General features: G+C 55.6%; 11 protein-coding genes. 10 read left to right on the plus strand and 1 reads right to left on the minus strand.

The window, feature by feature from the left end; all coding sequences use genetic code 11:
* The first annotated feature begins 39 nt into the window (after positions 1-39).
* Both DHV10_RS21795 and DHV10_RS21800 read left to right on the plus strand, forming a co-directional pair.
* Positions 40-744, plus strand: a complete 705-nt coding sequence (locus DHV10_RS21795) for a hypothetical protein (protein ID WP_204101498.1) — start codon at positions 40-42, stop codon at positions 742-744.
* Positions 745-1,000: 256 nt separating this feature from the next.
* The gene (locus DHV10_RS21800; protein ID WP_162601765.1) at positions 1,001-1,759 is read left to right on the plus strand and encodes a ComEC/Rec2 family competence protein; all 759 of its coding nucleotides are present in this window, start codon (positions 1,001-1,003) and stop codon (positions 1,757-1,759) included.
* Positions 1,760-1,844: 85 nt separating this feature from the next.
* Here the strand turns inward: DHV10_RS21800 and DHV10_RS21805 are convergent, their stop codons facing one another.
* Entirely contained in the window at positions 1,845-2,339 is a 495-nt protein-coding gene (locus tag DHV10_RS21805) for a hypothetical protein (protein ID WP_109488533.1), read from the minus strand.
* A gap of 155 nt (positions 2,340-2,494) precedes the next feature.
* Here DHV10_RS21805 and DHV10_RS21810 point away from each other — a divergent pair, with 155 nt between their 5' ends.
* From DHV10_RS21810 to DHV10_RS21845, 8 genes are all read left to right on the plus strand, one after another.
* Complete coding sequence (locus DHV10_RS21810; protein WP_109488534.1) at positions 2,495-2,839, plus strand: helix-turn-helix domain-containing protein; 345 nt, start codon at positions 2,495-2,497, stop codon at positions 2,837-2,839.
* Positions 2,840-2,940: 101 nt separating this feature from the next.
* Entirely contained in the window at positions 2,941-3,525 is a 585-nt protein-coding gene (locus tag DHV10_RS21815; protein ID WP_109488694.1) for an ImmA/IrrE family metallo-endopeptidase, read from the plus strand.
* A gap of 50 nt (positions 3,526-3,575) precedes the next feature.
* Positions 3,576-4,751, plus strand: a complete 1,176-nt coding sequence (locus DHV10_RS21820; RefSeq protein ID WP_109488535.1) for a ComEC/Rec2 family competence protein — start codon at positions 3,576-3,578, stop codon at positions 4,749-4,751.
* The gene (locus DHV10_RS21825; protein WP_109488536.1) at positions 4,748-7,168 is read left to right on the plus strand and encodes a ThiF family adenylyltransferase; all 2,421 of its coding nucleotides are present in this window, start codon (positions 4,748-4,750) and stop codon (positions 7,166-7,168) included. Before DHV10_RS21820 ends, DHV10_RS21825 begins: the two co-directional genes overlap by 4 nt.
* A 164-nt stretch (positions 7,169-7,332) precedes the next feature.
* Entirely contained in the window at positions 7,333-7,647 is a 315-nt protein-coding gene (locus DHV10_RS21830; RefSeq protein ID WP_162601766.1) for a hypothetical protein, read from the plus strand.
* Between the two features lie 296 nt (positions 7,648-7,943).
* Complete coding sequence (locus tag DHV10_RS21835) at positions 7,944-8,285, plus strand: PadR family transcriptional regulator (protein ID WP_109488538.1); 342 nt, start codon at positions 7,944-7,946, stop codon at positions 8,283-8,285.
* Positions 8,282-10,987, plus strand: a complete 2,706-nt coding sequence (locus DHV10_RS21840; protein ID WP_109488539.1) for an ABC transporter permease — start codon at positions 8,282-8,284, stop codon at positions 10,985-10,987. Before DHV10_RS21835 ends, DHV10_RS21840 begins: the two co-directional genes overlap by 4 nt.
* Before the next feature lie 130 nt (positions 10,988-11,117).
* Entirely contained in the window at positions 11,118-12,020 is a 903-nt protein-coding gene (locus DHV10_RS21845; RefSeq protein ID WP_109488540.1) for an alpha/beta fold hydrolase, read from the plus strand.
* Positions 12,021-12,140: the final 120 nt, after the last annotated feature.

The raw sequence follows: 12,140 nt of genomic DNA on the forward strand, positions 1-12,140 counted from the left end.
ATGGAAGAGAATGTAATGGAGAGCCCGTACCGAGCCGTCGTGTATCTCGATCTGCTCGGCTTTGCGGCGTTAGTAGAAGAAAACCCGCAGTATTTCATGGCAGCACCTCACCCGTCCTCCGATCCGACGACCTGGCCGCGGAACGAGGCCGCACAACGTCTTGCGGTTTTTCATCGCATCGTCGACTCGAGAATCTCGGCGGAACAACCGAACCACGCGATGGTTTTTTCTGACTGTGCCTTTGGGGTGTTCTATACAACTCCGGCTTGCGCAGATTTTGCAGTATCGCTTATGCAGGAGTTTCTTCGAGCGCACATCCCGATTCGTATGGGGCTCGGTTATGGAACCTTTGACGCAGGTGGGACCAATACGGCTTTCGTGAGAAACTCGACCGTCGTCCGATCCATGTTTGGCGGAACGTCTGTGGTTCGAGCGGTCTCCGCGGAAAGCTGCGGATGTAAGGGGATGCGAATCTTCATTCACGATTCGTTTTCTGCGGCCTACGAGAAGATCAGGAGTGAGAAGAAACATCAGTTCGTGCCACTGCCCGCTCAGTTCAAGTCCGTTTCCTGCGAGGTGAATTTCGTGGACCGGCTGGATCCGGAGGAGATCGGTCAACTTGCTGGCTCCATCCAGCAAATGGCACGGTCTGTCAAAGCCGAATCCCAGCATCATTACGCGGAAACGCTGGACGCTCTGTCGCGGATGATAGGCAAGGATCCCGAAAGAAACAGAGAAACCTAGGCGACTCGAAGTCCCACTTTGTTGCATACCGTCAACCAGGCGCGAGGCATTCGGTCGTCCGCATTTTGATCTGAAAGCAACCATCGTCGCTGCACATTCAACATGGGGAATGGAATTCTGAGCTGATGGGGGAGCACACAATGCTGCGTTTCATCTTCTGGAATGTACAACATGGCAGTGCTGCATTCATTTCGACTCCGAACGAGCGCGCTATTGTGGCCGATCTCGGACCGGGATTGTCGATGAGGGAGGGCTTTTGAACCCCATAAGTGTGTTACGAGCCAACGGTTACTTAGAAGAGCTGCACTTGTTGATTTTGACTCATCCTCACTACGATCATCTTGCAGATATTCATTCGTTGACAGGGATTCCGATTCGCGACTTGATTGCGCCGCGAGTCCCGTTGCGGTTACTCGATACCGTGTGCGCAGAAGATCCCTCGACCCTAAACCAATATCGACAGCTATTTGATTCTTTCGAATATCAAATACCGTTCGGGCTGAAAAAGCCTCGGACTGACGACTGGGGTGGAGCGAAGATTACACCGTTTTTTCCGACATGCAATTCAGCCAACGTCAACAACTGGAGCGTGGTAATTCTGTTTGAATATGCAGGCGCAAAGTTGCTATTGACGGGTGACAATGAAGAGGCGTCTTGGAAGAACCTGCTTGAGGATAAGCGATTTCGGAAAGCTATTGCCGACGTCGACATACTCACGGCGCCGCACCACGGGCGATCAAGCGGCTTCTATCTGCCGCTATTCGACGTGATGCATCCCAAGTTGACGATTATTTCGGACGGTCCGTGTCAAGAAACGAGCATTACGGAAAACTACACGAGTGTGAGCTCAGGGACGGCCGTTGATCTCGGAGGAACGAAACAGAAACGAAAATGCGTTACAACGCGGCGCGATGGGAGCATTCTGGTCGAATTTCACGATAGTTTCTTCAACACAATCAGAGTCAGAGCCGAGCGCCCCAATTCTTCGACCGAGCGCAAGGTGCGGATCCTTTAGTGCCCATGGATGATGGAATCATCACTTTGAAGTGGATCGGTGCAATAAAGACGGCCCGCTGCCGGAATCAAAACTTTTGCGGTTTTCATTGAGCGTCAACATTTGCCTTGACGCGCTTGGTAATGTATCCCGTCTGCTTCTTGTAAGAAAACAATAGCAATCCAAAAACGACCAGGGTCAGAGTAGGCAATTCTGCACGCTTTAACCCTGGGTACCTTTCCTCCAAGAGAACAATCCCTCCCAGCAGTATGAGAGTGATCAATAGCGTGCATAGTGTGCGGTACATGTTGTTCGTTTCGGAAAGTTCATCAATCTTAGGATCCTTTTTGCAAGCCGCAACAAAATCTCGGTATTCGGCAAACCTCACGAAACGGACCCATTTCAAAAATGGTTCCACGAAAAGGGATCCGATGCGACTAATGATCAAGCCGTAGAAGTAATACACGAAAAGGCCTAACACCAAATTTTGCTGCACAAATTGGCGATGCGTGAGTTCAGTTGCGACGACCGCGAAAAGAGATCCAGGCAACAGGTAGTTGAAGAGATGGTAAGACGAGATTTTGCTTAGGAGTTCGTTCATCTTTCTGCACCCTAGACTCGGCTAGTGTTCTCGAAAGCACCAGCTATCACTGGCTGATCGGTGTCAATCGGAGCTCTGACCTGACACTTTCAATCAGGATTCTCGGTATTCAATCTGCTATTGAGCGCTTCGCGTCCGCAATGTAAGCTTACATCATGGAGACGCTGGGAACCTTCATTCGCCGAAAGCGAGAGGCGAAAGACATTTCCTTACGGGAGTTCGCGCGACGAATTGGTGTGTCAGCCGCGTTTGTCTCGGACATTGAACTTGGAAGACGGTACCCGTCCGAAGACTTGCTAGCCAAAATCGCGGACGAGTTGGAAGTTGAGATCGAAGAGCTCAGAAAGCTCGACACCAGGGCTCCGGTTGAGGACATCAAGAAAATGGCGGAAGCAGATCCGGCCTTTGGTCTTGCATTCCGAACCTTGGTGGATCGGAAAGTTAAGGCCGAAGACTTGCTCGATTGGGCACGACATCAAGCAAAACCGAGGAAGTCGTGAAGACCTCCAGGGCGTCGAGAGGGCCGTTCCGAGAGAGGCCGTACTTTACTTCCAATCAGATTGAATCCATTTGCGAGGACGCGCTTCGCTCGGTAGATCTGATGCCGGACCAGCCTGGTCCCACTCGAATCGAGCGTTTTGTCGAGAAGCGGTTCAAGATTTTTCCCGACTACGTTGATCTTCCTGAGGGTGTGCTTGGCTATACCGCCTTCTCACTCGATGGGCCCGCAAGGATGGTCGTGTCGCGGTCCCTGGCGGATGCAAATACCAGGACCTCCGACCGCCGCATCAATACGACCCTTGCACACGAATCGGGACACTGTCTATTGCATGCTCATCTCTTTGCTCTCAAGGAAATGTCTGCGGGGCTTTTTGATCAAGACACCATCGAGTCCAATGTTCCAAAGATTCTCTGTCGGGATGAAGTGGCCGGCGAATACGACGGTAAATGGTGGGAGTTTCAGGCGAACGCCTCGATTGGACCGTTGCTTCTTCCAAAGCAACTGCTGACGGACGCTTTGTCCCCGTTCTTGGAAGCCCAGGGGCTCCTCGGCATTCCCGCTTTGCCTGACGAGCGGCGAAGACCAGCGGAACAGGCGGTCGCCGAGATATTCGATGTGAATCCGGTCGCCGCCCGAATCCGATTGCAGCAACTGTACCCGCCTTCACGTCAGGATACCCTGTAGTCGGCTTGCATTTGTCCGCACTGTATGCTTACACTGTGTACGGAGGCGGTATGGCAAAACTCGACAAAAATTTCGCCCTCCCTACGAAGGGCTTCGTCCAATGGCCGGTTGGCACCGGCGATAGTACAACCATCTGCGTGACCGACGAGATCGTTACGCAGGTGGATCTTCACCATCTAGCAGCATCTGAGAATGATGATGATCCACATACGCCCATCGTTGATCGCCTTATTGCACTTTTGCCCAAAGTCGGAAAACGTCCTTATCTTGCTACCTTCGTCCTGACTCACCCGGATGAAGATCACTGCCTCGGCTTCAAAGAGCTGCTTTCCGGGGTGGATATTGGAGAACTCTGGTTCAGTCCCCGCATTTTTCGCGAGTACAAGAAGGACCTTTGCGACGATGCGCTTGCATTTCGCGAGGAAGCGGTGCGGCGGGTTCGGAAGACGATCAAGAACAAAGGCGATGTCGTAAGTGGAGATCGTGTCCGCATCATCGGTTACGACGATCTCTTGAAGGAAGATGAATACAAGGACTTCCCTCGCGGATGTTTCTCGGTCCCAGGCCATGAATTGTTTGAACTGGATGGAGTAGACCTTGCAGAATCGTTTCGAGTATTCCTGCACGGACCCTTCAAGGACAGCTCCGAGGGCGAACGGAATGACTGTTCAATCGCAATGCAGATTAGGCTGGAAGTGGAGGGAGGTCAATCCTTCATCATGCTACTGGGAGATCACTGCTATCCGACGGTAAAAAAGATCTTCGAGTACAGCGACGATGCTGATGTGCAATGGAACGTCTTTGTTGCTCCTCATCACTGCTCAAAATCAGTCATGTATTGGAAGGATTCAGGAGCCGAGACCGCCACCTTACGCCAGGACGTGCTGGACCTCATTGAAGGCGCAGCGCATAAGCTGGGCTACATCGTTGCGAGCAGCGAACCGATCCCAACCTCAAATCAGTCGGGCGATAACCCGCCTCATGCGAGGGCGAAGGCACGATATCAAGAGATTGCGCCGACCGATTTCCTCTGTACTCAAGAACACGGCGGAGAAGAGCAACCGGTGCCGATCGTTTGGGAAGCGACGAAGAACGGCCTAGTGTATGTATCACCCTCTAAAAAGACCGCGAAAAAGGAGGCCGCGTCCCTCACTTCCGCTGCCACTTTCGCACGCGGATCGGAGGGCCCGCCCGCAACGCGTGTAGGCTTCGGGGCAAGAGAATGACAGCTGGTCAGGCGATGGCACTGGAGCAGCTTCGAGAGATCGAAGCTGCTCCAGATAGCCCTCTGGAAATAATTTCGTTTGCAGAACAGAAGAATGGAAGGCTAGCTGTCTATATCAGCGTGGATTGCAGCACCGTCCCGCAAAGCCCCGAAGGCATGCCCCTGCGCAATCGGGAAAAGCTCAAAATATACGTTCCATCTGATTTCCCGTTTTCTCATCCGCTGCTATACAGCACTCATCGGCGGTGGGAGGGTTTTCCTCACGTCTATTGGGCAACATACCTCTGCCTCTACCAGGCACCGGACACGGAGTGGAACCCGTCGGACGGTATGTTCGGGTTCGTAGCCCGCATCGACACATTTCTGCGGGATGCTGCTCTGGGAAGGCTCGAACCGGTAGGTGCCGCACTGCATCCTCCAACGACTCCGGATGCAGGAAGGTACGATCTGCCGACAATCGTCCCGCAAGCCAACGCTCCAACGGTTTCGGATCAGCCGTGGTTCGGATTTGCTCTGATTCGACAAGTCTCCGAGCGCCGCATCGATATTGATGGTTGGGAGTCTCTTTTTGCCGACGTGTGGCCGACTACTCCGGTTGCTCCGGCGCTATTGCTTGCAGAACCATTAAGCCATCTGTTTCCTGACACGATAGGAAAGCTCATTTCAGAACTCAGTGTACGCGGAATCAGCCGGAGTCATCTGCTGGCGATCATATGCTGTGGCCTTGACATGACCCCAAGTGATACTCCACTCATTTTGGTCATAGGTGCGCCGATGCGAGGCACCAAAGGACACCAAGACCTGAAGCAACATTTGACCGCCTGGTATTTCGATCCTGAAACGGCGGGTGCGCTGCGCCTGACGATGCCGCGGCCGACCGACAATGAAGAGCTTCGACAAATTCGTGCAGATCTCGAAGAGGCACTCCTCAAAGCCCTGGCTCCTTGCCCAATCCATTGGTGCCCCGTGCTCGAAGCACGACCGGAAATCATTGTCCGCCGAGACGTGAAAACTTCCATGAATTGGTTCATCGGAAAGCAGGTCACCGTATGGGGGTGCGGGGCAATTGGAGCACAGTTAGCCGAAGCGCTGGTGCGTGCCGGAATTGATCGTTTGGTGCTCTACGACGACGGGATCATCAAACCGGGCGTGTTGGTTCGTCAGCCATATGAAGATCGGGACATCGGCTTCCCCAAAGCCGAGATTCTTAAGCGACGTTTGCTTGCGATCCGGCCAAGCCTCAATGTCGAAGCCCACGTGGGAGACGTCAAGCGCCTAGCGCTCGGTCGGTCAGATTGGCATGACAATGCCGATCTCGTTATCGATGCCACAGCCTCACGATCAGTGCTCACGAAACTCGAATTACGGCGAAAGGCGGATTTTTGTCCCGTGCCAATCGCTTCTTTTGTAATAGGCCCAAAGGCGCGGAGGGGACTGCTAATCGTCACTGGTCGAGGTCACTCCGGGGGCCCATTCGACGCAGCCCGGGCTGCGAAATTACAGTTGCTTCGTTCGTTTCCGTCGTCGCCCTACCTTTCGGACTTCTTTCCATTGACTTCGCACGAGCATTTTCAGCCGGAGCCGGGGTGCTCAGAACCTACATTTGTGGGGTCATTTGCTGACGTAGCAGTCTTATCGCATTCGATGTTGAACGCGCTGCCAGAGGCTTTGACTTCCATACACAATTCCGAAGCCGCGATTTGCTTCTGCAGCCAGCCGACCAACTCCAAGGTCGACCCTACCATTCGCCTCCGCGTCGCAGGGCGCATCATTAGCCATGATCCGCAAACGGGTTTTGAGGTGCGGATCAGCGATGAAGCGTGGGCAAAAATGCACTCGGCGATTGATCGTAGTGCGTGGAAGCATGGGAGGCGCGTCGAGACGGGCGGCATTGTCCTGGGCGAAAAGGACGAAGTACTGAAGATCATCTGGGTGGATGAAATGTCTGGCCCCCCAAAAGACAGCGTCCTAACGGAGGCTGAATTCATCTGCGGCGTCGACGGCACTGCGGCCCTTCACAAGAGGCGTGATTTAGAATCCCGGGGCTCGATTCGCTATCTGGGAATGTGGCATACTCATCCGGATTCAGCACCGTTGCCAAGTCGCACCGATATGACGGCAATGAGCTCTTTGTCGAAGCAGACCGGTGCTTCCAATGCGCACGTCTTGATGATGATCATCGGAACGCCATATCAAGGACTGTGCCTCGCTACGTATGTGTTTTCCCGAAGAGAGATCCTCAGCAACGCCGTGGTGCGAACCTGTGCGCTTCTGTTTCCTCCGTCTCTATTCGGGCTGGCGGAAAGGCGACAGAGCGTGCTCCATACGTTGATCGCGGGGATGCGCGGAATTGCTGACCGACTCCGCCATCAGAAGATTCGAAGCTTCGCCACAACCCAAGATAAATTGCTGCAATAGGTCATCCGAGAGCTTTTGTTTTTCTCCGTTGAGGAGATTCTGGGGACAAACCATCCTCGATAGATCAAACCAATAGCACTATAGAGAAGAAGTCCTGGACTCTTGAAAAGCGCGGCTGTACGGTGTGGCACATGACGGCAGGAACCGAGCCGTCGGAGGTGCCAATGAGGATCACGCTCACGTCCCCCGCCCGGCGCAGAATCTTCCGCTGGAAGTTCCCGCGCCGTTTTCCCAAAACCCTGTCCTTCGTCACAATCATCCTGCTTGTCCCAGTAGTAGCGGTCGCGCAAAGCGGATCGCCGTTTGATATCGGGTTCACTGCTCTCCAAAACCTCTTCACTGGAAAGGTTGCCAAGGTTGCCAGTCTGATCGCGATTGTCGGCGGATTCGCCAAAGAACGGGAGGGGCACTCGTTCGCGAATAGAAGGTCCACCGCTCCGACATCGGGCGGTCTTCGTCGCTTTGGCCGCCGGCGGTAAACATCGCTCGACCCTCGGCGGTTCTCGGCGCGCGTGTCCAGTGGAGATTGGTTAGGCTGATCCGGCATCAGTCTAAGGGGCGGGGCAAGGGCGAATTTGTTCATGTCCTATCTTCGGCTGTGTGCAAGAAATGTGCCGCGAAGGGAAGAGCCGCCAAGCCAGCGGCAGAGAGCATCACCGCGGCGATTTGCAAAACATCCACGACGATGACAATGAGCGACTTGCCCTGATATGGCTGTCTCCTTGACGAGAAAGGAGACAGCGTGTACTCTCCTTTCCCAGATAGGAGAGAGTCTTTGGCGAAGCCAGTTGAACTCCCGCAGGGTGCTCTCGAAATGCTCATCCTCAAGTCGATCTCGCTTGGCCCCTTGCATGGATATGGCATCCTACTGCGCATCCAGCAGATATCTGGCGAGCGCCTTGAGATCTTGCAGGGTTCCTTCTACACCGCCATCTATCGGCTTGAACGCCAGGGTTGGATCAAAGGCGAGTGGGGTGAGTCGGATAACAAACGCCGTGCCCGCTTTTACTCGCTCACTGCCGCCGGCAAGCGTCAACTCAAAGCCGAAACTGAGAGATGGATCGATATGGCCGCTGTCGTCGCCGGAATCCTAAATAAGACGGCGGAGGAGCTATGAGTATCCTTGCCGCAATCCGCAAACTCCGGCACTTCATATCGCCGCGCACGCCAGCCGACATTGAAGAAGAGTTCCATTCCACACTCGATGCTTATCAGGAAGATCTAGTACGGCAAGGCTTCACAGAAGAACAAGCCCGGCGCAAAGCGCGCATCGATCTTGGTCGGCCCACAGCCCAAAACGAGACGTACCGGAAAGCCATTGGCCTCGGACTCTTCGATGAGCTGAGCGGAGACATCCGCTACGGCTTTCGTGCCATGCGCCGCAATCCCGGATTCGCCACCGTCGCGGTGTTGTCGCTTGCCCTCGGAACCGGCGCCACAACGGCGATCTTCTCGATTGTGGAAGGTGTCTTGTTGCGTCCGTTGCCATTTACCGACCCTGAACGGCTGATGGTGCTGGGGGATACTGTGCCACGTATCGATATGGGCAGCAGCGGCCATATCGGCGTAACCATGCCACAGATTCTTACCTACGAGCGCGAGACGCGGGGCTTCGCAGCCCTGGGCGGGTTTGAGCAGGCCAGCTACGAATTCTCCGACGATGGCGCGCCCGCCAAGATCAGTGCGTCGCGCGTTACGGCTAGCGTTTTTCCTCTGCTCGGCGTTGCGCCGCTGATGGGCCGCACCTTCACGCAGCAAGAAGACGACCGCAGCCAGCCGGTAACCGTAATCAGCTACGCGATGTGGCACAGCCACTTTAACGAAGATCCGCAGATCCTGGGCCGCAAGATCGAACTCAACCGCAAGACTTACGAAATCATCGGCGTGATGCCGCGCGGCTTCGAGTTCCCGCTCATCCCCGGCCAGATGGATCAGAGCCGACTGTGGGTACCCTTGAGTCCCACACCCGATGAGATGGAAGAGGCGGCTGCTTGGTGCTGCGGAATGGTCGGGCGCCTCAAGCCGGGCGTGACGCCCTCGCAGGCCCAGCAGGACGCAGAGCGCGTCGCGCGGCAGATCGCGCATAACTTTCCCGCTTACATGAGCAATCAACGTATCGGCGCTATGGTTCGCTCGCTGGCCGAAGAGACGGTGGCGCAGGCGCGGCCGTTGCTGCGGATATTGTTGCTGGCCGTTGCGGTGGTTCTATTCATCGCCTGCGCCAATCTCGCCGGACTGCTGCTTGTGCGCGTGATCCGGCGGCGGCGGGAGATTGCGGTACGGCGGGCGCTGGGGGCGAGCGGCGCTGCATTGCTGCGGCAAAGCCTCGTGGAGACACTCGCGTTGAGCCTCGCGGGAGGCTTGATTGGGCTGAGCTTGGCGGCGCTGGCCGTACGGGTCGGCATCAGCTTCTTGCCGGAGACGCTGCCGCGAGTCGAATCTATTCAACTCGACTGGCACGTGGTCCTGTTTGCTATTGGCACGGCATTGCTGACCGGTTTGCTGTGTGGGCTGGTGCCGGCGCTAGCCGCTGCGCGCACCGGAGTGAACGAGACGCTCAAAGAAGGCGGACGCACGGGATCGGCCGGCGGAGCGCAGTCGCGCCTGCGCTCCGCCCTGGTGGTCGCGGAGATAGCCGTGGCCCTAGTGCTGCTGATTGCTTCAGGCCTGCTGCTGCGCAGCTTTGAAAAGTTGCGCGAAGTTGATGTCGGCTTTCGCACCGATCACCTGCTGACAGCCAACTACAACCTGCCGCAGGAGCAATACTCGAGGCAAGCCGCCATCGATACGTTTAATAGCACCTTGCTACGCAGGCTCGAACGTTTGCCGGGCATCGACGCCGTGGGAATTACGTCGTACCTGCCAGCTTCAGGAATGGTCCGCAATAGCGGATTCGTCGCCGATAGTTACGTTCTGCCCAAGGCAACCGAAGTAGATATTGCCTGGCCGTCCCAGGTAATGGGCAACTACTTTCGGGCCGCGGAGATTCCGCTGCTACGCGGCCGAGTGTTCACCGAGGCCGACAACGTGAAGGCACCGCCGGTCTGCATTGTGAACCACATGCTCGCCGAGCATTTCTGGTCCGGACAGGACCCGATAGGCAAGCGCCTACGTTGGGGATACCCCAATACGCCCACACCCTGGATCACGGTGGTGGGTGTGATGGGCGATATCAAGCAGATGGCCGTGGACGCTCCGACGCAGTACGAGATCTACCAGCCCTCCAGCCAGGTGATGGCTTCCTACGGAAAGCTGGTGCCGCCCGGCTTGCTGAACGCGCAGGCGGGAAGTATTGTGCTACGCACTGCACTGCCACTCGACAGCATGATCGAATCGCTGCGCGCGACAGCCCTGTCCATCGATCCGCAGCTTCCGCTCACAAAGGTCCAGTCGATGGATGAGGCGTTGAGCCGGACGGAGGCGCCGCGCCGCTTCAACGCTGTGCTGATCTCAAGTTTCGCCGCGGCGGCCGTACTGCTGGCACTCATGGGCATCTACAGCGTGATTGCGCTTTCCGCTGCTATGCGCACTCAGGAGATGGCTATCCGCATTGCCTTGGGTTCGCAGCGCGCAGACATCGTGCGGCTAGTGCTCACCTCCGGAGCAAAACTTGCAGTCATCGGAGTCCCAATCGGCCTGGTTGGAGCAGCAGCGGCTTCGCGGCTTCTACGCAGCTTCTTGTTCCAAGTAAGCCCATTCGATCCCGGCGTGCTGGCGCTGGCGGCTATTGCCGTATTCGCGCTGGCACTTCTGGCATCGGCGTTGCCGGCTCGTCGCGCAGCGGCTGTCGATCCGATTGGGACATTGCGGGACGAATAGAAGTGCCGGCTGCTCGTAGAGATTCTGTTTCTTACGGTCTCCGCACGTCCATGCTTTTCGACAGAATGAAGTAATCGAGAAGGCAGGAGGGACCTCATCAGATCCGGTGGCTTTTGAGAGGAGGTAAGGTATGCAGGAAAGCCGCTTCACAAGACTAAGCCTCAAGAAAGTCGCCATTGCATTTGCGGTCAGCACTCTATCAGTGTGCATGGTGCCATTCATGGGAGCTCAGTCCGGAAGTGCATCTGGAAAATACCTGAATGTCGAAAACGGCAAAATCTACTACGAGGAATGCGGAACGGGCGATGAAGCCATCGTGCTATTGCACGATGGCGTCGTGCACTCCGCCGTTTGGAACAATCTTTGGCCAGGCTTTTGCAAACAATACCATACGATTAGGTACGATCGTCGGGGCTACGGGCATTCGCCAGAGGCCACAAGCTGGTACACGGAAACCGATGACTTGTTTGCGCTCTTACGGAACCTGAAGGTACGCCATGCGATCCTCGTTGGCAGCTCCCATGGCGGTGAGCTCTCCATCGAATTCGCTCTCGAACATCCAAACTTTGTTGAACAACTCATCCTAGTCGGTGCAGTCGTCCACGGATACCCCTATTCCGATCACTTCTTGAATCGAGGCGAGGCGACCTGGGCGCCAGCCGATAAGGGCAACACAGCTGCGGCCATCGCTCGAATTGCAGACGACAAATATCTGACAGTGACCGATCATCCGGCAGCACGCCAGAAGATTCGCGATCTACTTAGCGCGGCACCCCAAGACTTCACTCATCGAGACATGGCTAGAGGAGTTCCCTCGTCATTGCCCCGTCTTCATGAGATTCATGTACCAACGCTGATCCTAGTAGGCGATGCAGACATCCCCGATGTTCACGCGAATGCAGGAGCAATCGAGACCGCCATTCCCAATTCGCACAGGATCGTGGTTTCCGATGCTGGGCACCTCATGTATCTTGAGCAACCCGAGGAATTCATGCGAATCGTCACCAGCTTCATTGACGCCAATCGTTTCTGAATTGCAAACTTGGCATCCGTGCGCATCCGGTAAGTAGATCTCCAGGCAACCACAGCCCCCCGAATCCCATTTGGTCGCAATCTGCACTAAGTTTGGCGGCTCCGGCTTCGTTTCAAATCA

This window comes from Occallatibacter savannae (assembly GCF_003131205.1).
Taxonomy (GTDB): domain Bacteria; phylum Acidobacteriota; class Terriglobia; order Terriglobales; family Acidobacteriaceae; genus Telmatobacter; species Telmatobacter savannae.

Excerpts from the sequence above, each read along its gene's own strand:
- DHV10_RS21805 (WP_109488533.1), bottom strand. The coding sequence starts at position 2,339 with ATGAACGAACTCCTAAGCAAAATCTCGTCTTACCATCTCTTCAACTAC.
- DHV10_RS21820 (WP_109488535.1), top strand. The coding sequence starts at position 3,576 with ATGGCAAAACTCGACAAAAATTTCGCCCTCCCTACGAAGGGCTTCGTC.
- DHV10_RS21845 (WP_109488540.1), top strand. The coding sequence starts at position 11,118 with ATGCAGGAAAGCCGCTTCACAAGACTAAGCCTCAAGAAAGTCGCCATT.
- DHV10_RS21840 (WP_109488539.1), top strand. The coding sequence starts at position 8,282 with ATGAGTATCCTTGCCGCAATCCGCAAACTCCGGCACTTCATATCGCCG.
- DHV10_RS21830 (WP_162601766.1), top strand. The coding sequence starts at position 7,333 with ATGAGGATCACGCTCACGTCCCCCGCCCGGCGCAGAATCTTCCGCTGG.
- DHV10_RS21825 (WP_109488536.1), top strand. The coding sequence starts at position 4,748 with ATGACAGCTGGTCAGGCGATGGCACTGGAGCAGCTTCGAGAGATCGAA.
- DHV10_RS21815 (WP_109488694.1), top strand. The coding sequence starts at position 2,941 with ATGCCGGACCAGCCTGGTCCCACTCGAATCGAGCGTTTTGTCGAGAAG.
- DHV10_RS21810 (WP_109488534.1), top strand. The coding sequence starts at position 2,495 with ATGGAGACGCTGGGAACCTTCATTCGCCGAAAGCGAGAGGCGAAAGAC.